Source organism: Rossellomorea marisflavi (assembly GCF_001274775.1).
In the GTDB taxonomy this organism is placed as follows: domain Bacteria; phylum Bacillota; class Bacilli; order Bacillales; family Bacillaceae_B; genus Rossellomorea; species Rossellomorea marisflavi.
The window spans coordinates 270,247-292,252 of the sequence record NZ_LGUE01000004.1; the positions used below are offsets into that span (position 1 = coordinate 270,247).

The 22,006-nt window shown below is 51.7% G+C and carries 23 protein-coding genes; 6 read left to right on the forward strand and 17 right to left on the reverse strand.

Annotation, left to right across the window (positions count from 1 at the left end; genetic code table 11):
• Positions 1-27: 27 nt before the first annotated feature.
• Together AF331_RS11300 and AF331_RS21865 are read right to left on the reverse strand one after the other, a co-directional pair.
• On the reverse strand, positions 28-1,974 hold the full coding sequence (locus AF331_RS11300) for an LTA synthase family protein (protein ID WP_053428220.1): 1,947 nt from the start codon (positions 1,972-1,974) through the stop codon (positions 28-30).
• A gap of 200 nt (positions 1,975-2,174) precedes the next feature.
• On the reverse strand, positions 2,175-3,206 hold the full coding sequence (locus AF331_RS21865) for an NUDIX hydrolase (protein WP_082346949.1): 1,032 nt from the start codon (positions 3,204-3,206) through the stop codon (positions 2,175-2,177).
• A gap of 91 nt (positions 3,207-3,297) precedes the next feature.
• Here AF331_RS21865 and AF331_RS11310 point away from each other — a divergent pair, with 91 nt between their 5' ends.
• From AF331_RS11310 to AF331_RS11325, 4 genes are all read left to right on the forward strand, one after another.
• Positions 3,298-3,912 carry a LysE family translocator gene (locus tag AF331_RS11310; RefSeq protein ID WP_053428221.1) on the forward strand — a complete coding sequence of 205 codons (615 nt, stop codon included), beginning with the start codon at positions 3,298-3,300 and terminating at the stop codon, positions 3,910-3,912.
• A gap of 126 nt (positions 3,913-4,038) precedes the next feature.
• Positions 4,039-4,350 carry a metal-sensitive transcriptional regulator gene (locus tag AF331_RS11315; RefSeq protein ID WP_053428222.1) on the forward strand — a complete coding sequence of 104 codons (312 nt, stop codon included), beginning with the start codon at positions 4,039-4,041 and terminating at the stop codon, positions 4,348-4,350.
• A gap of 38 nt (positions 4,351-4,388) precedes the next feature.
• A complete protein-coding gene (gene copZ / locus AF331_RS11320; protein ID WP_053428223.1) occupies positions 4,389-4,595 on the forward strand; it encodes a copper chaperone CopZ in 207 nt (68 codons plus the stop codon).
• Between the two features lie 84 nt (positions 4,596-4,679).
• Entirely contained in the window at positions 4,680-7,094 is a 2,415-nt protein-coding gene (locus AF331_RS11325; protein ID WP_053428224.1) for a heavy metal translocating P-type ATPase, read from the forward strand.
• A gap of 46 nt (positions 7,095-7,140) precedes the next feature.
• On the opposite strand, the gene AF331_RS11330 is transcribed toward AF331_RS11325, so the two are convergent.
• The 4 genes from AF331_RS11330 to AF331_RS22390 all read right to left on the reverse strand — a co-directional run bounded on the left by AF331_RS11330 (position 7,141) and on the right by AF331_RS22390 (position 10,231).
• Positions 7,141-8,358, reverse strand: a complete 1,218-nt coding sequence (locus tag AF331_RS11330; RefSeq protein ID WP_053428225.1) for a DUF5068 domain-containing protein — start codon at positions 8,356-8,358, stop codon at positions 7,141-7,143.
• Positions 8,359-8,574: 216 nt separating this feature from the next.
• Positions 8,575-8,943 carry a MerR family transcriptional regulator gene (locus AF331_RS11335; protein WP_053428226.1) on the reverse strand — a complete coding sequence of 123 codons (369 nt, stop codon included), beginning with the start codon at positions 8,941-8,943 and terminating at the stop codon, positions 8,575-8,577.
• 136 nt (positions 8,944-9,079) lie between these two features.
• Entirely contained in the window at positions 9,080-9,874 is a 795-nt protein-coding gene (locus AF331_RS11340) for a class I SAM-dependent methyltransferase (protein WP_053428227.1), read from the reverse strand.
• 180 nt (positions 9,875-10,054) lie between these two features.
• A complete protein-coding gene (locus AF331_RS22390) occupies positions 10,055-10,231 on the reverse strand; it encodes a hypothetical protein (RefSeq protein WP_160316519.1) in 177 nt (58 codons plus the stop codon).
• Positions 10,232-10,316: 85 nt separating this feature from the next.
• On the opposite strand from AF331_RS22390, the gene AF331_RS11345 reads away from it, so the two are divergent.
• Positions 10,317-10,838 (forward strand): putative glycolipid-binding domain-containing protein, encoded by a 522-nt coding sequence (locus AF331_RS11345; protein ID WP_053428228.1) that lies wholly within the window; start codon positions 10,317-10,319, stop codon positions 10,836-10,838.
• 91 nt (positions 10,839-10,929) lie between these two features.
• Here the strand turns inward: AF331_RS11345 and AF331_RS11350 are convergent, their stop codons facing one another.
• The 9 genes from AF331_RS11350 to AF331_RS22395 all read right to left on the reverse strand — a co-directional run bounded on the left by AF331_RS11350 (position 10,930) and on the right by AF331_RS22395 (position 19,527).
• Positions 10,930-11,361 carry an NUDIX hydrolase gene (locus AF331_RS11350; RefSeq protein ID WP_053428229.1) on the reverse strand — a complete coding sequence of 144 codons (432 nt, stop codon included), beginning with the start codon at positions 11,359-11,361 and terminating at the stop codon, positions 10,930-10,932.
• A gap of 19 nt (positions 11,362-11,380) precedes the next feature.
• On the reverse strand, positions 11,381-14,602 hold the full coding sequence (locus AF331_RS11355) for an ABC transporter permease (protein WP_053428230.1): 3,222 nt from the start codon (positions 14,600-14,602) through the stop codon (positions 11,381-11,383).
• Positions 14,599-15,291 (reverse strand): ABC transporter ATP-binding protein, encoded by a 693-nt coding sequence (locus AF331_RS11360; RefSeq protein WP_053428231.1) that lies wholly within the window; start codon positions 15,289-15,291, stop codon positions 14,599-14,601. Before AF331_RS11360 ends, AF331_RS11355 begins: the two co-directional genes overlap by 4 nt.
• Before the next feature lie 174 nt (positions 15,292-15,465).
• A complete protein-coding gene (locus AF331_RS11365) occupies positions 15,466-15,999 on the reverse strand; it encodes a GNAT family N-acetyltransferase (RefSeq protein WP_235576374.1) in 534 nt (177 codons plus the stop codon).
• A 32-nt stretch (positions 16,000-16,031) separates the two neighbouring features.
• Entirely contained in the window at positions 16,032-16,400 is a 369-nt protein-coding gene (locus tag AF331_RS11370; protein ID WP_053428233.1) for a hypothetical protein, read from the reverse strand.
• 59 nt (positions 16,401-16,459) lie between these two features.
• A complete protein-coding gene (locus tag AF331_RS11375; RefSeq protein WP_160316520.1) occupies positions 16,460-16,636 on the reverse strand; it encodes a hypothetical protein in 177 nt (58 codons plus the stop codon).
• Between the two features lie 141 nt (positions 16,637-16,777).
• On the reverse strand, positions 16,778-18,865 hold the full coding sequence (locus AF331_RS11380) for a heavy metal translocating P-type ATPase (protein WP_053428235.1): 2,088 nt from the start codon (positions 18,863-18,865) through the stop codon (positions 16,778-16,780).
• A gap of 18 nt (positions 18,866-18,883) precedes the next feature.
• A complete protein-coding gene (locus AF331_RS11385; RefSeq protein ID WP_231578972.1) occupies positions 18,884-19,147 on the reverse strand; it encodes an ArsR/SmtB family transcription factor in 264 nt (87 codons plus the stop codon).
• 203 nt (positions 19,148-19,350) lie between these two features.
• Entirely contained in the window at positions 19,351-19,527 is a 177-nt protein-coding gene (locus AF331_RS22395) for a hypothetical protein (protein ID WP_156450598.1), read from the reverse strand.
• A 176-nt stretch (positions 19,528-19,703) separates the two neighbouring features.
• On the opposite strand from AF331_RS22395, the gene AF331_RS11395 reads away from it, so the two are divergent.
• Positions 19,704-20,168 (forward strand): VOC family protein, encoded by a 465-nt coding sequence (locus AF331_RS11395; protein ID WP_053428237.1) that lies wholly within the window; start codon positions 19,704-19,706, stop codon positions 20,166-20,168.
• A 211-nt stretch (positions 20,169-20,379) separates the two neighbouring features.
• On the opposite strand, the gene AF331_RS11400 is transcribed toward AF331_RS11395, so the two are convergent.
• Entirely contained in the window at positions 20,380-20,727 is a 348-nt protein-coding gene (locus tag AF331_RS11400) for a hypothetical protein (RefSeq protein ID WP_053428238.1), read from the reverse strand.
• A 138-nt stretch (positions 20,728-20,865) separates the two neighbouring features.
• Positions 20,866-22,005 (reverse strand): mannitol-1-phosphate 5-dehydrogenase, encoded by a 1,140-nt coding sequence (locus AF331_RS11405; RefSeq protein ID WP_053428941.1) that lies wholly within the window; start codon positions 22,003-22,005, stop codon positions 20,866-20,868.
• Between the last annotated feature and the right edge of the window lies 1 nt (position 22,006).

A 22,006-nucleotide genomic window follows, 5' to 3' on the forward strand; every position in this document is an offset into this window, starting at 1 on the left:
GCCATTTCTAGGCGGGGGCTGTCATGTTTACTGATTATTCACGTCTGCGTCTTTGTCATAGATGTAATGATAGTCATCACGATCGATCGGCGTGTAGCCTTCAGGTTTGTAGAAACGGAGCAGATCTTTGTTGACGATGCTGTCGGAGATGGAAAGCTCGGTCTTCGCCTGCTTGCTCAGCTCGGCAAAGCCGTCACCCTCGATCTCTTGTCCGTCTTCGTTGCTGTAGTATTTGCCGTTCACCGATGTGATGTTCGGGGTGATGAAATCTCCGTTACGGAACGGGATGACTTCACGGTGATCCTTGCTCAGGAGGTCGGATCCGATCTGCAGGTAATCCTTCGTATCGACTCCGAGGAGATGGAGCACGGTCGGCATGACGTCGACGGCACCGCCGTACGTATCCTTGGCACCGCCTTTGACACCCGGTGCATGAATGAATAACGGTACCCGCTGGAGCTGGGCGTATTCATAATCATCGATGTCTTTCCCGATGATTTCTTTCATGGCTTGGTTATGGTTCTCGGAGATTCCGTAGTGATCTCCGTACATAACGACGATCGTGTTGTCATAGAGACCCGATTCCTTCAGCTGGTCGAAGAACTGCTCCAACGCTTCATCCATATAGTGCGCTGACTGGAAGTATTGATTGACAACTTTATCATCCGTGTCGGCAGCCGGGAAGTCGGTATCTCCCTCATCCATCTTGAACGGGAAGTGGTTGGACAGAAGGATGTACTTGCTGTAGAACGGCTGCTCGAGGCTTTCAAGGAGCGGCTGGGATTCTTCCACGAATGGTTTATCCTTCATGCCGTAGTTCTTAATGTTATCCTCTGACATATCGTAGTATTCAGCATCGAAGAACTTGTCATAGCCGAGTGACTTGTACATTACATTCCGGTTCCAGAATGTTTTGTAGTTGCCGTGGAAGACCGCGGAAACATAGTCATCCTTCTTCAGGATGGCCGGAGCCGATTGGAATGTATTCTGCGCCTTGCTCACATAGACTGATCCTTGTGCCATCGGGTACAGGGAGTTGTCCATCATGAATTCTGCATCGGACGTTTTCCCTTGCCCGGTCTGATGGAAATAATTCTTGAAGTAGAAGGTTTCATTATCATGAGCCAGTGAATTCAGGAACGGTGTCACTTCCTGCCCATCGATCTCATAGTCGATGATGAAGGACTGCAGCGATTCCAGGGAAAGGTACACCACATTCATGCCCTCCGCCTTGCCGAAATAGGCCGGATTCGGCTCTGCATAATTGGCTTTGATATAGTTTTCCACACTGGTGATGTCGCTGCTGTCCGCCATGGCGCGCTGTCTCGCGGTCTGGACGTTCTGGACGATATCATAGATTGTGAAGTTGTATGAACCCAGGTATTTCACCAAGTAGTTGCGGTCGAACGTACGGGTCAAAAGCTCTGGACGATCCTTTTCCGCGAGATGGAGATTGACGGAAAATACGATGGCTGCCATGGCAATGACAAGACCGGCTGATTTCCATTTCCGCTTGGCTGCAGGTTTTGAGACCTTGAAGGCCAAGAGGGCGATCAAAAGGATCGTATCGGCGAAATAGAAGATATCCCATGGAGTCATCAGGGAGAAGGCACTGTCACCGAGCTGCCCTGCATTGGTCTTTGTCTGCATCAGGACCGGGACGGTGATGAAATCGTTGAAGAAACGATAGTAGACGACATTGGCATAGAGCAGGAATGATAGAACGAACTGAATGACAATCAATAGGGTTGATTGCAGCTTCCCTTTAAAGAACAGGGCAATTCCCAAGAATAATAGACTTGAGCTTAACGGGTTTAAGAATAGTAGAAATTTCTGCATGCTGTTATCGATCCCAAGATTGAATTCAATCTGATAGGCAGCATACGTTTTCATCCATAGGAGCACGACGGCTAACACAAAAATGGCTATGGGCCCTCTGAAAACATTCTTAGTTGATGTTGAAACTTCTTGCATGTTACGCACCTCATAATTGGAATGGTTTAGTAAACATGGATCGGATGCAGGCCTTTGAGGAGCACGGTCGGGGGTATCTCCCAAGTATCTTCAGGCATGCCTCACATGTTTAGTAAACGATTTATTACCCCGAACGAAAAGTATTGTTAAAACTTTACCATTCTACCTGAATTTCAGCAAGAATACAACTGGAGATCTGCCTATCTTCGAAACTCCATCTTCAGGCCGGGAGCGGGCTCCGACGATTGCTTCAGGAGTTCGCGCGTATCGGTGCGGATCCAGTACCACTGGGTCATCGCACCGAATCCGACCTTTACCTTGAAGGAGCCGTCCGGCTGTTCATCCGCATGGATCTCGATGAGCTGCTCCTCTTCTTTGAGGACATTGAACGCATGGAAGGACCGGACATAACCTCCTTCGAGAGGCAGCGTGCGGAGAAGGAGTTCAACCGAAAACGTTTCAATGGGAAGATGATGGAGTGACACCCTCTTCTCTCTCCCATCTCTCTCGATCATCACATGATCTCCGGCATACACCGCTCTGACACCGCCTCCACCGGTATCCTCAACGGAAAGAGGACGATTTGTGGCCGCCATCAATCGGGTCACGGTCCTTCGGTTCCCCATTTCTTCAGATGTGAGGGTCTGCTCCCTCACCAGCACCGCGCCGCCCTCTTCGAATGAAATCCGTTCACGCGTTTCCCCGATGATCCTCTCCACGCCTTCTTCTATTAGATACACCTGTTTGACATCTTCAGATGCCTCCAGACACCCAAGGCCATCTTCAGACCTCTCTTCCAGCACATGATGCAAATAATCCCCATGCCCCCTCGCCAACGGAATATCCCCTGGTGAGGACATCCAGAACAAGGTGAGCTGCAGCCCCTCTTCTTCTCCCCCGCCAGAGGGATCATGCTGCCATTGATCAGGAGCATCCCGCTGATCCAAACGATAAAAATGCCTATGATGGGTGCTTCCATCATCCGCTTGCCACCTGTCGTCGGCAAGGAATACAGGCTTTCCCCATTCCGTCAGGCCGGTCTCCTCGATCATTTCCCGGACGACGGCTGCTTCAGAATTTTCTCCCTCCTCCACCGTCCCTTTGGGGATCTGGATACCCGCTTCAAGGATCGGATGCTGGAACACCAATACCTGGGGTCTTCCATCGTGGTTTCTTGTTATGTATCCGTACGCTTTTTTGATCGGTTCCACTCTTTCCTTCTCCCTTCCCATAAAGGACTCATTTCTTCCATTTAAATCCTTCTTTCATTCTACCGGATTTTTCTCTATACTAAAATGAAACTTCTGAGGAAATTATGCACATATGGACATCATTTTTCTATTAAAAGGCCTGCTCATCGGCTTCACCGTGGCAGCACCCGTCGGCCCGATCGGGATCCTCTGCATCAACCGCACCCTTTCCAAGGGGCGCTTGACGGGATTCGTATCAGGACTGGGGGCCGCGTCAGCCGATGCCATCTACGGATGCATTGCCGCATTCGGCCTGACATTCATCACGAGCTTTTTGATCAGCCAGAAGCTGTGGCTTCAGCTGATCGGCGGACTCTTCCTCTGTTATCTCGGTATCCAGACTTACCGCTCCAGGCCTGCAGGTCATGCTGCTTCTGCACGGGGTGGCGGACTGCTGAAATCCTATACCTCCGTCTTCTTCTTGACGGTGACAAACCCCATGACCATCCTTTTCTTCATCGGGATCTTCTCCGGGATCGGTCTCGGAAAGTCCAGCTTCGACATGGGCTCGGCCCTTCTCATGGTGACGGGCGTGTTCCTTGGATCAGCCGCATGGTGGCTCTCCCTGAGCTTCGGCGTCAGCCTGTTCAGGAAAAAATTCTCGGATGACAGCCTCGCCTGGATCAACCGTCTATCGGGGATCATCGTCTTCGGTTTCGGGGTGTTCGCCCTTCTTCAATTGCTCTGATGCACCTTCTTTTATGGAAGGTGCTTTTTTTTGATAAGCACCCCACTTGACATACCCCCTATAGGTACACTACACTGAACTCAAATGAGAAAAACAGGAAGCAACGAGCTTCCGGGAGGTGATCGGATGGAAGATGGATTGAATGACGGCATCTCCTGCCGCAAGAGTCATCACCCAGAAGAGGTGAAACGGAATCTCACCAGCCGGCTGAATCGTGTCGAAGGGCAGATCCGCGGCATCAAAGGCATGATTGAAAAGGACGTGTACTGTGACGATGTGATCACACAGCTTTCGGCGACCCAATCTGCCCTTAACAGCGTTGCAAAGATCCTCCTCGAGGGTCATTTGAAGGGCTGCGTGGTGGACCGTCTCAATGAAGGGGACGATTCGGTCCTCGATGAATTTGTCGTCACGATTCAAAAGCTGATGAAAAAATAACCCGTACCGGAAATACCCAACCAAAAGGAGCGATTATCATGGAACACATTACATTGAATGTACAAGGAATGTCATGCAACCACTGCGTCAATGCCATCGAGAAGAATGTAGGCGGTCTTGACGGTGTTAAAAAGGTCAACGTAAGCCTCGCGGATGCCAAGGTCGAAGTGGAATTCGACAATGCCGTTGTCGGCCTCGACGAGATCAAGGAAACCATCGACGATCAAGGCTATGACGTTGTGTAAAGAATCAAACGGGGGTGCAGATCATGCACTCTTTCTTTTTCACATCAATATACCCTTGCCAGGTATAAAGGAGGCTTGACGATCATGAGTGCAAACAAGAAGGAAACCACCCTGCACATCTCGGGCATGACGTGTGCCGCCTGTGCGAACCGGATTGAAAAGGGACTGACTAAATTGGACGGTGTCGAAATGGCCACCGTGAATCTCCCCCTTGAGAAAGCTTCCATCTCCTATGATCCTGCCAAACTAGGTGAAAAGGACTTCGAAGAGAAGATCGACGCTCTCGGGTATGGAGTCATCCATGAAAAAGCCGAGCTTGAGATCACCGGGATGACCTGTGCCGCCTGCTCGGCCCGTATTGAAAAGGGGCTGAGTAAACTTGATGGCGTCGCATTTGCAAGCGTCAATCTCGCCCTTGAGAAGGCGGTCATCTCCTATCACCCTTCTCAGACCTCTGTCAGCGACATGATTGCAAAGGTTGAAAAGCTCGGGTACGGCGCCCACCGGCCATCTCAGGAAGATTCGAGCGATCACAGGGAGGAAGCCATCAAGGTCCAGAAGCGGAAGTTCATCCTTTCGGCCATTCTCTCCCTTCCGCTCCTTTGGACGATGGTAGGCCATTTTTCGTTTACTTCCTTTCTGTACGTACCCGATTTCCTTACTAATCCCTGGGTCCAGCTGATCCTGGCCACACCCGTGCAGTTCATCATCGGGGCACAATTCTACATCGGAGCTTACAAGGCACTGCGGAATGGAAGTGCGAATATGGATGTCCTGGTGGCCATGGGGACATCCGCCGCTTACTTCTATAGCCTGTACCAGGCCATCGTGACGGCCGGAAGCCATCACGGGCCCCATCTGTATTTTGAAACAAGCGCGGTCCTCATCACCCTGATCCTCCTCGGGAAGCTGTTCGAAGCGAACGCAAAGGGACGTTCATCCGAGGCGATCAAGACGCTCATGGGTTTGCAGGCGAAAACGGCCCGTGTTTATAAGGACGGGAAGGAAATCGACACCCCTGTCGAAGAGGTGATGATCGGAGACATCGTCATCGTCAAGCCTGGCGAAAAGATCCCCGTCGATGGAGAAGTGACGGAAGGTTCTACCTCCATCGATGAATCAATGCTGACGGGTGAAAGCCTACCCGTCGACAAGGAAAGAGGGGATTCCGTATTCGGTTCTACGGTGAATCAGAACGGTTCCATCCGGATGAAAGCCCAGAAGGTCGGACGCGATACGGCACTTGCCCGGATCATTAAGGTGGTCGAGGATGCCCAGGGCTCAAAGGCACCGATCCAGCGCCTCGCGGACAGGATATCAGGCATCTTCGTTCCCATCGTGGTGGGCCTCGCCCTCCTTACCTTCCTTATATGGATCGTCTGGATCGAGCCGGGTGACTTCACCCAGGCCCTTGAAGTGTTCATCGCCGTCCTTGTCATCGCATGTCCGTGCGCCCTCGGCCTTGCCACACCGACTTCGATCATGGCCGGTTCCGGACGGGCGGCGGAATTCGGGATCCTGTTCAAAGGCGGGGAGCATCTGGAACAGACCCAGCTCATCGACACCGTGGTGCTGGATAAAACCGGGACCGTCACGAACGGAGCACCCGTCTTGACCGATCATCTCATGGCTGATTGGGTGAAAGAGGATGAATTCCTGCGACTCGTCGCCTCCTCGGAGCAGCAATCCGAACATCCCCTGGCACAGGCCATCGTCCAAGGTCTAAAGGATAAAGGGGCACTCCCTTCTTCCACCTCATCATTCGAGGCCGTTCCCGGTAAAGGCGTCCGCTCCACAGTCGATGGACGGCATGTGCTGATCGGCACCAATGCATTCATGGATGAGAACGGGGTGGAAACCGCCTTTGTCGCAGAAGATAAAGCAAAGCTTGAATCACAAGGAAAAACGGCCATGCTGGTAGCCATCGATGGACGATACGCCGGACTCCTCGCTGTTGCCGATACGGTAAAAGAAACCTCAAAGGCTGCCATCGAACGGCTCCAGAACATGGATATCACCGTCATCATGATGACGGGTGACAACACGCGCACAGCAAAAGCGATCGCCTCCCAGGTGGGCATTCAAGAGGTGATTGCAGAGGTCCTCCCCGAAGGAAAGGCCTCTGCAATCAAAAATCTACAGAAATCCGGTAGGAATGTGGCCATGGTCGGGGACGGCATCAACGACGCCCCTGCCCTTGCCACGGCCAATGTCGGGATGGCCATCGGCACCGGGACCGATATAGCCATGGAGGCCGCTGATATCACCCTGATCCGTGGTGATCTTCACAGCATTGCCGATGCGATCCTGATGAGCGCCAAGACCATGCGCAACATCAAACAGAACCTCTTCTGGGCCTTTGCCTATAATACAATCGGCATCCCCATAGCTGCAGCCGGGCTCCTTGCCCCTTGGGTGGCAGGGGCCGCCATGGCCTTCAGTTCGGTGTCGGTCGTGTTGAATGCATTGAGACTGCAACGCGTGAAAAAATGGAGTTAACCAAAAAGCCCGCCGGATTCCGGCGGGCTTTCTTCTTTTTAAGAAGTCACTTCAGCTTGAATGAAACCGTCTTTCCTTCAAACAGTTCCTTTGCTTTGGCATTTTGAAGATGGGCGATCTCCATTTCAAAGGATTTATCCTTCCAGATCTTTTCGTATTTCTCCTTATCCAATACAAAGATCTGCAGAAGTTCACCGGATTCACCAGGTTCGATCACATCATCGTACGCGTAACCTGTGAGCATCGGTTGGTCGAGGGTGTAATCCGCTCCGCCATCGATAAGCAGCTTCGATGTTGGCGATCCCTGGGAAAGCTGTTCTTTCCCACCGTTCTCAACCTGGAGCTTAACGGTAAGAAGCACCATATCCCCCTTGAAGTTGCTGAACTTGGGTGCTTCCACGGCATTCGGCGTGAATTCAGCAAACTGATATCCTTCGAGGGTGAAGGTCAGATCGCCGATTTTTTCATTCGTGCCGATCCCTTCTTTTTCATCCACCATGACCTTTTCACCCATATCATTCTTTGTGGTGAGATCCTGATAGAACTTCTTGTTATCTGCCACCTTTTTGACTCCTGCTTCTGTCAGTCCCACGTTGAAGATCCCCTTTTCACCGATGAGAGAGTTGTAATCGTCCTTCTCAGCTTGGGCTGCAGGTACTTCAATGGCAACAGTTGAAACATCCATGGCCTTCTCCAGATCACCCTTACTCATCGTGTAGGTGTAGTAGCCTGTGATCGTTTCACCTTTTTTCCAAAGATATTCATTGTCCGGAGTGAGCATCTCTTTGATCTGCTTGTCCTCAGGCAGAAGCTCACGATAATTATCATAGGATTTATCCGCCCCCGAGAAGGTCATGTTTAAGGTCGGATTGTAATAGACATCCTGATCCGATTCATTTTTCAACGTATATTTGGCAAGGACAACGGCACCATCCTCTTCTTTTTTGAAAGGTGTCCTGTGCTCCTCATCCAGCCCGTTCAGCTCAAGGACCTGATACTCATCCAATGATACCTTGATGCCCTCAGTTTCATATTCCTGTTCAGGCTTCGTGTTTTCAAACACTTTCTTTGCGGACCCGCCCGTTTCTTTCTCCATAAAGGTAATCAGATCGCTGAACTCCTGATTGCCCGAATCCTTCGATTCTTCCTTTTTCGTCTCTTCTTTCTTCCCGTCACCACTTGCTTTCTCGTCTGCCTGTCCACAACCGCTCACCGCGAACGCAACCAGCACTGCAAGCATGATGCTTATCCATTTTTTACTCAAAATCCCAACCTCCAATCAAAACTAGGTACAGTCTATCATGTTCTAGTATTTGTAAATATGAGAGGAAAGTAGGTTTTTCCAAATGGTGGGATACAAAAATATGTAAAATAATTCATTATTTAGGTATAAAAACCCAAAAGAACCCGACAGGATCTGTCAGGTTCCGACCAATTTCTTTCATAAAACCCATTAATACCTAGGGGACTTCCTTCCCATTTATTGGAGGTTCTTCTCAATCTCCCCGTAGGATACGAGCTTCTTCTTGATCCGCTTCAAGTACTCGAACTGGGAGCTCAGCTTCGCTTCGACATTCTGCTCGTGCTGAAGAAGGAGTTTTCGCCTCTCCTCTTTTGTGGCATCCCCCTCCATATAAAGAGCCACATACTCTTTGATTTCCCTGATAGGCATGTCCGTTTCACGGAGGGCCCGGATAAAATAGATCCATTCAACGTTCACATCATCATACACCCTGATTACCTTATCGTTCCGCTCTACAAATGGCAGGATGGACTCTTTCTCATAATATCGCAGGGCGGAAGCTGGTACACCCGTCATTTCCGTGATTTGTTTCATGCTGTATGTCATCGGCCTCATCTCCCTATTTAGCTTGCTCCGTTAAAGTGTCCTCTATCACATACTGAAGGAGCTTTCAACAACCGCCCCACCAGTGGGCAACAAAAAAATGCCGGGATACCCGGCAAGTTCTTTGCTGGATTACAGTTTACAGTCCAGGACACCAGCTTATGCCCCTTTTCCCCTTCCTCAGTTTGAATACGAGGAAATTCGGGTGGATCAGGTCTTCCCTGTACTCAGGATCCTCCCCCACCAGTTCATCCGACGGTCTCGGTTCTACCATTTCATCAATCTCGAAACCTACTTCCCTGATGGCAGTCATGTACGTGGTCAGGCTCCTATGGTAAAAAACCACTTTGTTCTCGGCCTCTTCGGGAAACGCCTGTTCATAGACCCCTTCAAGGAAGTATCCGGATACTCGCCACGCTTCCTTTTTACCCCGTCCATCCCGGATCCATCCGCTTCCCGGCGTGATGAAGCACGGGTGGAGGATGGAAAAGATGAGGGTCCCGCCTTCTTTCAGGAGCCGGAAGCATTCCCTCAGAGCCGCCGTGTGATCTTCAAGATCCTGAATGACCATATTGGACACGATCGTATCAAACATCCGATCATCCAGGAAATTCAGATTCTCACAGTTTCCGTGGTGGTAGTGGATCCCGGATGATTCCGGCGCCTTCGCTTCGGCAAGCTTGAGCATTTCCGTGGAATAATCCACGGCCGTCACATGGGCCCCCTTCCGTTCGAGGAGCCGGCTCAAATACCCTTCCCCGCAGCCTGCATCGAGGATCTCCGTCCCTTCCACATGCCCGAGGAGGGAGAAGATCGCGGGATTCAAGAGGATTCGCCTGCTCCGGTCCCCTTCCTCCGTGTAGCCTGCCGTGAATGCCTCCGCGTGCTCATTCCACCGCTCGATCGCTTCGTCTGTTGATAGATTCTTTTTCAATGTACGCCCTCTTTTCGTCAGAAAGTCGTAACGTTACGCTCCTTGTGCACTTCTTTATTTTCACCTTGAATCAAAAAAATAAATAGACTTATATTCCGTTTTTTTGTATCATGTAGATAGAGTCATACCTATAAAAACAAGCCGGAGATTTCCATACGAAATCTCCGGCTTTTCTTGTATCTACTGCCTCTTCCCGAGGTGACGGATGATCAGGATGATGGCGAGGATTCCCATGGCAATGAACAGGAATGATTCCACGCCCCAGCCCGACTTCAGGATCACCCATGAATCATAGAGGGCGAAGAAGCTGACGATGGCCAAGGTGAAGTAGATGAAGAGCAATAGTTGTTGTTTCATAATCGGTTTCCTCCCGGCCTTATTTTGGCATAGAACGGGTGCGCCGGCAAGGAGCGATTCGCATTTCATAAAGGAGGACAAGAAAATGATCCGCTGGAAAAATCAACGTGAAGAAACCGAAGAACTCTCCCTCACTGAAAAGGACGGGTGCATCACGATCCAGAGCACGGTGCATCATTCAGCAACGGAAATCCGCTACAGCCTAGAACTGGATCGATCCTGGACGTTCAGGAAAGGGTCTATCCGCATCGGTGACCGGTCCTTGACCCTTCATGCCGACGGATCAGGAAGCTGGTCCGACGGGGAACACGGGCCCATCGAGGAGCTGACCGGAGCCATCGATATCGACATCTCCTGCACCCCTTTCACCAACTCCCTTCCCATCAATCGAATGGAGTGGGTGCAGGGCCGAACCGTGAGTATGGACGTCGTCTATCTTTCAGTGCCTGATCTCACATTCCGGAAGGTCAACCAGCACTACACCCTTCTCCGGGATTCAAACGGTATCAGGGAATTCTGTTATCAAAGCCCCACCTATGAATCCAGCATCTTTGTAGACAGGGAAGGGCTGGTGGTGGATTATCCCGGCTTGTTCCTGAGAATCTAGTTTTCTGTGTAATGAGAGAGCGAAGCCGGATCAAACAGGAAAACGCCCGGCAGCATCTGGGTCCCTTGCTGCCGGGCGTTTTGTAAAACCATCACTTCACTTCCATGGTTTCCTGAAAAAAGAGAGACTTGTAAAGGGCAGCGTGGGCAAGGATATGCCCCAGGCTCCCTTCTCCTGCATAGTGCGTCTGATCGGTGAAGTCGACATCCAGTGGAGACCAGTAGAGTTCATTCTCTTCTCCGTGCACTTCGACGTCACGCGTGCATCTCCCCGCGTAGACTTCCAGGTCGAATCCCGAGAGATGATAGGTCAAATCCATGAAGTGGAAGAGGGAGACATCTTCCCCCGTAAGGCCCGATTCCTCCTCCATTTCCCTGTAGGCGGCAGCCTGACCTGATTCACCCTCTTCGATCTTCCCTCCGATAAAGTTGCTCAATCCTTGATACGGATCCTTCCTCCTCCTGCACAGAAGGACCCTATCCATCGCTTCATTAAAGATGACAATCAGATTATATCGTTTCATGGCCGGATCCTTTCTGTTGTCAGAGTCCCTTGTCTATGTGCTTGATCACGACATCTCCCGGCTGGGAGACGCGGGACAGGATGAAATTGAAGTTTTCCTTGTTTTTCGGTACTTCGAACGCCAGGGAAACAATTGCTTCCCCTCCCGGTTTCATCCGGATCCCGTTCCAGTTCTTGCGGGAAATGACCTCGGTGTCGACAGGCTGGTATTCTTTCCCGTCCTGATCCTTTAAGAACTGTCCTGTGATCTTATAGTCATCCCACTCATCTTCCGTCGTCAGGTTCTGGATCCGTGCTTTGATGACGATGGATTTCGTGTTTGCTTTGGCTTTCTTAGGTTCATCCAGCCTGAACGTATACTGAAGGGGATCGGCGTTCCACGGCTTTTCGAATTCGATTACTTTCCAGAATTCGCGGTCCAGGGCCACCTCTTCGCCTTCCGGTTTGGCTTCAGGTTTAGCATCCGATTTTGTTTCGTCTTTTGAAGGGGCGGTGGATGTTTGGATTGCTCCATCCGTCCCCTTCACATCCTTGGTATCAGCGGTGGTGACAGCCGGTTTCGCGTCAGGAATCGCTTGAGATAAGATGGTGACAAGGCCGATGAAGAGGATTGCTGTCGCCACACCCAAGGTGACCTTCACCCGCTTCTCCGTTTTCCCCGAATGCTCCGCTGTGCCGCCAAGCGCTTGATAAGGTTGGACTTTCACCGCTTTGTGTGCCGGGAAAAGTGCTCCCGCCATCCCCGTCAGGATCGGGATGACAATGGCCAGGGCAAAAAATGGCGCATGCTCCAGAGGCGGTTCCCCGTAGATTTTCCAAACAAATACAAAGGCGATGAGGATGCCGATGATGCCGGCGAACAGTCCGCTGAATGCCCCTTCAAAGAGGACCAGGGAGCGGATGGAACGATTCTTCCAACCGATGGATTTCAGCAGGGCGATCTCGGGCTGACGCTCCGATATGTTTTGCCACATGATTTCCGTTGTAGTGAGGATGGCAATCAATAAGGCGACGCCCATGGCAATGTAATGCATCGAGCTTACTTCCATGGCCACGTACTCCCCGAGCCAGGTCGCGAACATGACCCCCTTCAACCGGTAGGTGATGAAGAGGAACACCACGAACAGGCTGGTCGGAAGGGCAATGGAGACCACCGACAGGCAGCTCCGCTTCCATCTAGACAGGAACGAGTTCAGGCTCATGGACCAGATTGCAGCGGATGGGATCAGCCTCCTCCCCATATGGGAGATCTCTCCTGCCTTCATGGATTCATACGGTTTGATCTTCCCGACGAGATACGCAGGGATCATCGTTCCGAGCAGATAGATCAGGATGCCGAACAGCCCCATGAGAAGGAATCTGAACGGCGACGTCTCCACCGTGGAGGTGACGGTGAAGTATCCGAGGATGATCCAGCTCACCACCGACACGAAGGTCCCGAGGATCAGGGCTTCCGTGAAGAGCATCCGCGATAGCTGGACCGGTCTCCAACCGATGGATAATAGGACGGCGAACTCCTTCTTCCTCGTGTACATCATGATGAGGTTCGATGAGAACACGTAGATGATGGCCACCAGGATGACGCTTGCGATCACCCCGCTCAAGCCTACTTTAGCTTCCTTGAAGATCGTCATGGATGAACCGATTTTGATCCACGGCTGTTCCACCCAGCCGATGGACTCTTCCCCTTTGATGCCAGGGATATGGGTCAGGGCCGGCTGAGGCGATGAACCGAGGGTGATATCGGTGATGAGTCCGGTTTCGTCCTCGATCCGCTTGGCGACTTCCTGTAGCGTCTTTTCACTTTCATCGGTCATGGCTTCCACGCCTGCGACCTTGATCCGGATCGACGAAATCGGCTTCTCTCCCATCAATTCCGCTGCGGCATCAAGGGTCGTCAGCATCATCGGCGGCTTTGTCAGGAACCCATACGGATTGTTCAGGGGCTTCATTTCCTGAGGAGGGTTCACAGGCTCACCATTTTGATCGAGCACGAGATTCGACTTCGAAGGGAAGTAGGTTTCCATGGGAAGCTCTGTCAACGGATCCTTTGAGATGTTGAGCTTCGCAGGGTCAAAGATTCCCTTTACATCAATCTTCACACGCTTCCAATCTTGGAAACTCCCATCCCCGAACATCTTGACGGGACGATAGGCGTCGGTTTCAGCGAGGGGTACCCCTTCAGGGATCTCGTAAGGCTCCACCTCATAGGCAAACGGCCATCGCTCGGAAAACGGACTGCTTACCGGGCGGTAGTTGACCGGGGTTGCTTGAAAGGCGATGAAATTCTCCTTGGTGGTGCTCAATTCGGGATCAGGATACATCGCCTGATCGAGGATCTTTTTATGGGCCTCCTCGGTTGTGAAGGTATAGGACTTTACCTCTTCACCCGACTGTTTCTCCAGGTAGTCTTGCCCTCCGCTCTCCTTTACCTTCTCCATCGTTTTCGCCTGTTCATCAGTGGAAAACGGCAGATCAAGTTTCATGAGCGTATAGGTGACCTTGCTCTCTACGTACTCCCTGTTGCTGAGGAGGACGGGAATCCTGGTCTGGGTGAAGTCTTCATCTTCATACTCCACCACTTCGGCTTGATCGTCCGGTTTAAAATATCGGCTCCCTGCTTCATCAAGGACGGACTGATCAAGTCCGACAAGGGCGCTTTCCGCTTCCGGATCCACCCCGGCGATCATGACTTCAGAACCCATCTCGAGGGACTGTTCGCCCATGAAGGGCGAAGCCCCGTACTCCTTCCCGAGACCTTCCGGTTGCCAGTTCCCTACCGTGAAGTACGTATTGCCCCCATCTTTCCGGATGCCTGCACCTGTATCCGTTTCATCGGTGATCTTCAGGCGGTACACTCCGGGCTCCGATATGGTCAACGTATTCATCTCGATGGAATTGTTCATGAAGCCGATCATGGCGATGGGCGCTGCGACATCAATGTCTTCCATCGTTTTGATTTTTTCATACTGTTCCATCGTGATGCCACTGGAGAGCCCACTCTGATAGTTGGGCTCGAGGAGATTCAACTCTTCCGTGACGCTTCTCGTATCAGGCGGACGCACGACGATATGATACGAGGATTCCCACCTGTTCTGCAGCTCTTCGACGATCGTCCCGTTGTTTGCCTGGGTGACCCCGACCAGGTAGCTGAGGCCCGTGCTGACGATGAGTGCCCCGACGAGGAGCAGGATAAAGCGCCCTTTATTGCGCCACCAGTTATTCCATATGAATCGGATCATACCCGGGCCAGCTCCTTATCCGACAGGATCTTCCCGTCTTTCATCTCGATCATCCGGTCTGCCTTGGCAGCAAGGGCCGGATCATGGGTCACGAATATCACCCCGCAGCCCTTCTCGCGATTCAGTTCGGTCAGAAGGGAAAAGATGATGTCCCCTGTCTCCGTATCCAGGTTCCCCGTCGGCTCATCGGCAAGGAGCCAGTGGGGCTCATGCACAATGGCCCTGGCGATCGCCACCCTCTGCTGCTGCCCGCCTGAAAGCTGGGACGGCAGGGAGTTCATTTTATCCTTCAGCCCCACCCGCTCGAGGACGGCTTCTGCCCGTTCTTTTTTGTTATACGGTACATTCCTTGAGAAAAGGGGAGCCATGACGTTTTCCAGTGATGTAAGGGTCGGAAGCAGATGAAACTGCTGGAAGATGAAGCCTATGTGATTGAACCTGAAGTCGGCGAGCCCGTTTTTGTTATAGGTTTTAATGTCTTCGTTATTATAGAGTATACTCCCTGAAGTGGGACTGTCCAATGTGCCGAGTATGCTCAGGAGGGTTGATTTCCCCGACCCCGATGTCCCGACGATGGACACAAACTCGCCCTTCTTGAATGTGGCATTCACTTCATCAAGGGCGCGCGTCTTGATGCCGTCCCCCTGGAATTCCTTCCTCAACCCTTTGCATACGATGGAAAAGTCCATGTGTAGATCCCCCTATTTTTTATCTGATTATTTCAAATATAGCAAAATCGGGATTGTTTTCCTATAACTTTTACAAATATATCTAATGGTTGGTGTGGGAGGGAGAGGCGGTATGAGTGGCATTGGACCGGTTCCGCTATTTGCCAGGAATGCATGGGATGGCGAGCAGGCCATTCAGCCCGGAGGAAGGCGCGACGTTTGGACCCTTCCCATGATCAGCGTGTCGTGGTAGGTTCCATCGCTCAACCGTTTGTAGTCCACCAAGATGCCTTCGGTTATAAAGCCGTACTGTTCGTAGAGCTTGATGGCTTTATGGTTGTCGGCGAGGACGGAGAGGGTGACCTTTCTGATCTGCTGGGCGTCTGCCCACTGCAGCGACTGTTCAAGGAGCTTGCGGCCGATGCCGTTTCCCCAGTGGTCCTTCAAAAGGCAGACGCCGAATTCAACTCTATGGGCGGAACGTTTCAGTGGACTTCCTTCGCACCGGGAGAATCCTACGATCTCACCGTCCGTTTCCGCCACGAGGAAAAGATGATTGGGTGTTTCTTCATCCGTTTGGATGATTGTGCGGAATCCTTCAGGCGTGATGATGGCCTCCCCCTCTTCACGGTCCATGAATTCCGTCTCGCCATCGATGATGGGACGGATGGTGGATAGTCGGGGTGCATCATATGGTTTCGCCTGGCGTATGGTATAGTGTCTGGTCATTGAGTCGGTCACATCCATTTCGTGTGAGATTTTCAGTCGAATATAATAGGGATGGTTTGTTTCCGGTCTCCTTTTATAAGGGTGACCGTCGCTTTTTGATCACTTTCCCAATCGATCTTGATCTCATCAGGTATCTTGGTTTTCGTCATCACCTGATCTCCGTACCGTATATCGATGACAGGATCGGGGAATTCGTCCACTTTCACCACTTCGATGGTGTGAACGTCATGGGGGGAAGAACTGATTTCAAGGGTGGTTTCACCGGTCCTGAAAAAGAGCCATCCGATGATGAATGGGAGAAGGAGGATGGGGAGGACGACGGCAAGGAGGCACCCTATCCCGGTCAGGTTCTTCGTTTTTCTTATATCGATTTCATCTTCATGGTCTGTTCGTGGGTTCATATTTGGACCTCCCTTCCATTTTCAGAGTATCATATACGGTAGAATTTGGTGGATTTTTATTAGAGAGGCGTTGGAGGTGGTAGGCCATTTCCTTTGATTTCATTAAAAATTGTCTTCTTTTGGATAACACGGATTGCCTTATTACCGGCTTTTTGAATTTTTTTACCGTCAATCGGATTTTTTCTACCGACTTTGAAAAATTTGTTACCAACTCTCTGATTCTCTACAAAATCCATTACCAACTTCATTGGCTTCTTTCCGACTTGGGTGCGGGTTGACCGGGTTCTTCCATTTATCCTCTACTTCCACTCTTTATGACCGACTTCCCTCACATGAACCTCAAAAAAAGAAGCAGGCCGCGGTCGGCCTGCTTCTTCCTATGAAACCTGTTTCTTTTCCCCGAGCATGACCGTCAGACTGATGAGCGTGACGAGGATCGTGGCACCCATGTCGGACAGGATGGCGATCCAGAGCGTTAGCAGTCCCGGAATCGTGAGGAGCAGGGCGATGAGCTTGAGTCCCAGGGCGAGAGTGATGTTGATTTTGATGATGCGATTCACCCGTTTGGCAATCTTGATGGCCGTTGGGAGCTTGCCGAGGTGGTCCTGCATGAGGACAAGGTCGGCGGTTTCGATGGCGCTGTCGGTCCCTTTCCCCATGGCGATCCCGAGGTCGGCCGTGGCGAGGGCAGGAGCGTCATTTATGCCGTCGCCCACCATGGCCACGCGGCCGGTCCTGGTGAGCTCTTTGACCTTGGCGACCTTTTCGTCCGGCAGCAGGCTCGCATAGTAGTCTGTCAGTCCGACTTTGCTTGCGACTTTCTCGGCGGTGCGGTCGTGGTCGCCCGTGAGCATGACCGTACGCTTGATGCCTGCTGCGTGGAGGCGTTCGATGATGTCATGGCTCTCTTCCCGGATCTCATCGGTAATTCCGAAGAGGCCGAGGACCTGCTCTTCATCGGAGACGATGACCAGGGTGTAGCCTTCCCGCTTGAGCCGTTGGATTTCACCGTTCATCTCGTCTGATAGTACGAAAGAGATGCTGTTTTCATTCCCAACCTTGTATGTCCGGCCGTTCAGGATCGCCGAGACCCCTTGCCCGGTGATCGTGTTGATCTCGTCGGGTTCGATGAACGTGAGGTCCTCTTCTGCCAGTCGCTCCATAACGGCTTTGGCGATGGGATGGGAGGACGATTTCTCGATGGACCCGGCGATGGTGAAGAAGCGATCGTCGTAGATCTTCACCTGCTCCACATGGGGTTCCCCTTTTGTGAGCGTGCCGGTCTTATCGAAGGCAATGGTGTCGATCTTGCCGAGCTGCTCGAGGAACACCCCGCCTTTGACGAGGATCCCGTTCTTCGCGTTACGGGCGATCCCTGAGACGATGGCAATGGGAGACGACAGGATCAAGGCGCACGGGCAGCCGACGATGAGGACGGCAAGCCCTTGGTAGAACCACGCTCCCCACTCCCCGTTCAGGAACAGAGGCGGGATGACGATGACAAGGACCGCAATGATCATGATGAGTGGCGTGTAATACTTGGCAAACTTATTGATGAACTGCTCGGTCGGGGTCTTCGTCTCCTGTGCTTCTTCCACCAGATGGAGGATCTTGGCGAGGGATGAATCATGGTATTCCTTCTGGATGGATACCTTCAGGACCCCTTCGTTGTTGATGCTTCCTCCGAACACGGCTTCTCCCGGTTGTTTTTCAACCGGCATCGCTTCCCCGGTGATGGCGGATTCGTTCACGGAGCTTTTGCCCGATTCCACGATCCCGTCGGACGGGATCTTCTGTCCCGACTTCACGAGGACGATGTCCCCCACCTTGAGGCTCGCGATCGGTACGACTCTCTCTTCCCCGTCTTTCAACAGGATGGCTTCCTTCGGTGCGACTTTCAGCAGCTCTTCCATGGAGCGGCGCGCTTTCTCCATGCCCATGCCTTCGAGGAGCTCGTTGACGCCGAACAGGATGGCCACAAGCGTACCTTCCTTCCATTCACCGATGGAGAAGGCTCCGATGAGGGCGATGGTCATGAGCGTATCGATGTTGAACTTCAGGCGGAACAGGTTCTTCGCTCCCTTGATGAACGTTGGATATCCGCTGATGGCGGCGGCAGAAAGATAGAGGGCGATGGATACAGGATGATCGATCACAGAATCAACGAAAATCGCCAGGAGGAAAATGACCGCAGATATGCCGAGGAGCAGTTTCATCCGGCTGCTGCTTGTATGGGAATGGTCATGGCCGTGAGCCCCGTGGTCATGATCATCCTTCTGGATTGCTGCTCCATCCGCGTGCAAAATCTTCTCCACACGTCCCAGGTCGACCCCGTCGGCGAGCTCCATTTTGCTGCTATTGTAAAGGATCCTGGATCCTTCCCCGTGATCAAGCTTATTGATCTCCTCTTCCATTTCCCGCGCGCAGTTGCTGCAGGATAGACCCTGGAGTTTGTATTCTTTCATTATGTGTTCCCCCAGTCGTTAGTGGTGCCGTGCGTGGTGGATCGTTTGCTGCAAAAGATTCATCACATGATCGTCATCCGCTGAATAAAATAGGGTCGTTCCCTGACGGCGATACTTGACGAGACGGAGATTCTTCAGGAACCTGAGCTGATGTGAAACCGTCGTCTGCAGAAGTGAAAGCTTCTCGGCAATCTCGTTGACCGAATGCTCTTTTTGCGCCAACAAGTGCAGGATCCTCACCCGGGTCGGCTCCGATAAGGCCTTGAATGTCTGTGTGACCATGAAGAGGGTTTCTTCATCAATGGCATCACATGTGCAGAGATGGCTTTCTTCTATTTTTTCTGGCTCGATTGCTTCATTCTTGTTCTTTCCCATTTTCAAACTCCTATTCTATTTGAGTATATGACAATGTGTTCATATATGATATGTTCATCATAAGAAAATGGTGCACCCAAGTCAAGGCATGCACCACATTTTGTACATCATTATTCAGATTTTTCTTTCCTTGCTCTATCCACCGCCACCCATATGTAGTAAAGGATCCAAAAGAAGATGATGATCAGACTCCCAAACAGGAGCTGATGGTACGGGATGAAAAGGAACACAAGGACGATGAAAATCAGAATGGGTGGCAATAGTTTAAAATATTTTTTCCAGTCCACCTCTGGCATCTCCTCCTTCCACCTTTCTTCCATCACCATACCACGTTTCGCCCTCATGGAAACATTAGGAATCTCTGCGACCTATGGCGTATGAAAGAATCATCCTTTTACACGGTGGCACCTCCCCCCGATGCCGGTACACTACCTTTAACAATTTTTTTAAGGGAGGAAACATCATGATTAAAGGATTATACGAAGCCCATTTACCCGTCAGCGACCTTGAGCGCTCGGTTGCATTTTATGAAGGGCTGGGGCTGAAGCTCGCGAAGAAATACAAGAAGACCGCCTTCTTCTGGATCGTGGAGAATGAAAGCTGGATTGGGCTGTGGGAAGGCGAGCAGGCAGACATCCCCTACCACGCGTCCATCAGGCACATCGCCTTCCGGGTCGAACTGGAAGACATGCGCACGGCGAAGGAGTGGCTGAAGGAACGCGGCATCGCCATGAGGGAAGCGTTCGGATTCCAACCTGTGGAGCCCATCGTCATGCCCGATCAGGCGCACGCCATGGTTTATTTCCATGACCCGGATGGGAATTCCCTTGAGTTCATCTGCAAGCTGGACAGTGAGCCGGTAGATGAACCGGATATGTATTTGAGTGAGTGGGAGGCGTATATAAAGAACAAAGATCTGATGGCATAACAAAACATGTACCATCCGCAGAGTGCCTCGCAGCGGAGGAGGGACGACTCCTGCGGGAATGGCGGGCAGGTGAGACCCTGGAGGCGCAGCCGAAGCGGCTCACCGCACGCCCCGCGGAAAGCGGTCCTCCGGAGCGGAGAGGCACGGACCCTATGTCAAAAAGGAAGCACGTGATTCCCTTGCTCCCATCGGCTGAGTGCGGTCATATCTATCAGTCCACTCTGAGGATATCCAGGTGCTTGGATGTCGACATCAGGTCTATTGTGTGATCCCCTTTTGTGTAATAAACGGAAGCGCCTTCTCTTTCTCCTTTTTCCCATCCGTTTGCCTTCAGGACCATTTCATACCCAAAAGGTATCCCGTTTTCTTCAGATGCCCTTGACCAATCATACTGATGACCGTTTTCGTTCTCCCCGACCAGTTTCGCATGTGTAGGAACCGGGAAGTGGTATAGATCCTCTGACGGCTCGTAAAGAGATAATGTGATGAAATAGTACAGTGGTGCTGCAGCGATTAAGACTGTGGCTGTTGCAAGGATCCAACCGATTTTTTTCTTCATTTTCCCCACCCCATTTCAGTTATGTAGTAGTAAACCTTTTCCATATTTCCATTGTATAATTTTTCTAAATGCAGGTATACTGCCAGCCTGGCGAAAAAACAAAAAAGGAAGCACGGGGTCCCCATGCTTCCTTTTCCTTTATGCTTTCAACGCGTCGTATTGGGCGATGATTTCTTTGGTGATGGCACTGTCTGGATCGAGTGCGCTGATCTCTTTGAGTGCGCCGGCTACGCCGTGTTCTTTGATGATGGATTGGACTTCGACGGCTTCCGGATCTTGCGGATTGTCGAAGAGCAGGGCAGCTGCGATGGCTTTTGCAAGATTCGTGTAGCCGAGGTCAGCTTTGGCCGCTTGCGTGGTCGGGCGGATCAGGCGGTCTTCCGGTCCGAGTTTACGGATCGGTGCGCGTCCAACCCTGGTGACGCCGTCGTTCAGGTAGGCGTTTTGGAAGCGGGATATGATCTTCTCGATGTAGGCGAGGTGATCCTCTTCATTCAAGCCGTATTCCTTCACGAGGTAGGCTCCTGTTTCTTTCAACGTTTCGCGCACTTGAGTGGCAATGGCTTCATCGGCAAGGGTCTGATCGATCGTTTCCTTCCCTTGAAGGTAGCCGAGGTAGGCGATGACGGCATGTCCTGTGTTGACGGTGAACAGTTTGCGCTCGATGAATGGAGCGAGCTCATCCACGATGGTCATTCCGTTGACCGGCGGGATGGTTTCAGACGTTTCCACGACCCATTCGTAGTAAGGTTCGACAAGGACGTCGAGTGAATCCTGATCCTGGATCGGCACGATGCGGTCGACGGCGGAGTTGAAGAAGTGGACGTTTCCTTCCATCTTGCTGACGGTTGCTTCAGAAAGGTGCTCAAGGATGTATCCTTTCAACAGGTCGGTTGCACTGATCTGGTTTTCACATGCAATCACATAGAGCGGCTCGGATGTTTTCTCCAGGCGCGCTTCGATTCCCTTGGCGATGAGGGGTGCGATGCGCGGCAGGATGTTCGGTCCGATGGCCGTTGTAAGGTATGTCGCTTCAGCGATGCCTGCAACAACTTCGTCTTCCTGGTGAAGGTTATTCAATCCTGAGACGTTGGTGATGGTTTCAGACTCGTTTGATTCCGTTGCCAGCTTCACCTGATAGGTGCCTTCTTCGTTCAGCTTGTTGATGATGGTGTCGGCAATATCAACGAAGGTGACGTGATAGCCTGATTGGGCGAATAGGGCCCCGATAAAGCCCCTGCCGATGTTTCCTGCTCCAAAGTGGATGGTTTTATTCATC

Excerpts from the sequence above, each read along its gene's own strand:
- AF331_RS11300 (WP_053428220.1), bottom strand. The coding sequence starts at position 1,974 with ATGCAAGAAGTTTCAACATCAACTAAGAATGTTTTCAGAGGGCCCATA.
- AF331_RS21865 (WP_082346949.1), bottom strand. The coding sequence starts at position 3,206 with ATGGGAAGGGAGAAGGAAAGAGTGGAACCGATCAAAAAAGCGTACGGA.
- AF331_RS11310 (WP_053428221.1), top strand. The coding sequence starts at position 3,298 with ATGGACATCATTTTTCTATTAAAAGGCCTGCTCATCGGCTTCACCGTG.
- AF331_RS11315 (WP_053428222.1), top strand. The coding sequence starts at position 4,039 with ATGGAAGATGGATTGAATGACGGCATCTCCTGCCGCAAGAGTCATCAC.
- copZ (WP_053428223.1), top strand. The coding sequence starts at position 4,389 with ATGGAACACATTACATTGAATGTACAAGGAATGTCATGCAACCACTGC.
- AF331_RS11325 (WP_053428224.1), top strand. The coding sequence starts at position 4,680 with ATGAGTGCAAACAAGAAGGAAACCACCCTGCACATCTCGGGCATGACG.
- AF331_RS11335 (WP_053428226.1), bottom strand. The coding sequence starts at position 8,943 with ATGACATACAGCATGAAACAAATCACGGAAATGACGGGTGTACCAGCT.
- AF331_RS22390 (WP_160316519.1), bottom strand. The coding sequence starts at position 10,231 with ATGAAACAACAACTATTGCTCTTCATCTACTTCACCTTGGCCATCGTC.
- AF331_RS11345 (WP_053428228.1), top strand. The coding sequence starts at position 10,317 with ATGATCCGCTGGAAAAATCAACGTGAAGAAACCGAAGAACTCTCCCTC.
- AF331_RS11350 (WP_053428229.1), bottom strand. The coding sequence starts at position 11,361 with ATGAAACGATATAATCTGATTGTCATCTTTAATGAAGCGATGGATAGG.
- AF331_RS11355 (WP_053428230.1), bottom strand. The coding sequence starts at position 14,602 with ATGATCCGATTCATATGGAATAACTGGTGGCGCAATAAAGGGCGCTTT.
- AF331_RS11360 (WP_053428231.1), bottom strand. The coding sequence starts at position 15,291 with ATGGACTTTTCCATCGTATGCAAAGGGTTGAGGAAGGAATTCCAGGGG.
- AF331_RS11365 (WP_235576374.1), bottom strand. The coding sequence starts at position 15,999 with ATGACCAGACACTATACCATACGCCAGGCGAAACCATATGATGCACCC.
- AF331_RS11370 (WP_053428233.1), bottom strand. The coding sequence starts at position 16,400 with ATGAACCCACGAACAGACCATGAAGATGAAATCGATATAAGAAAAACG.
- AF331_RS11375 (WP_160316520.1), bottom strand. The coding sequence starts at position 16,636 with ATGGATTTTGTAGAGAATCAGAGAGTTGGTAACAAATTTTTCAAAGTC.
- AF331_RS11380 (WP_053428235.1), bottom strand. The coding sequence starts at position 18,865 with ATGAAAGAATACAAACTCCAGGGTCTATCCTGCAGCAACTGCGCGCGG.
- AF331_RS11385 (WP_231578972.1), bottom strand. The coding sequence starts at position 19,147 with ATGGTCACACAGACATTCAAGGCCTTATCGGAGCCGACCCGGGTGAGG.
- AF331_RS11395 (WP_053428237.1), top strand. The coding sequence starts at position 19,704 with ATGATTAAAGGATTATACGAAGCCCATTTACCCGTCAGCGACCTTGAG.
- AF331_RS11400 (WP_053428238.1), bottom strand. The coding sequence starts at position 20,727 with ATGAAGAAAAAAATCGGTTGGATCCTTGCAACAGCCACAGTCTTAATC.
- AF331_RS11405 (WP_053428941.1), bottom strand. The coding sequence starts at position 22,005 with ATGAATAAAACCATCCACTTTGGAGCAGGAAACATCGGCAGGGGCTTT.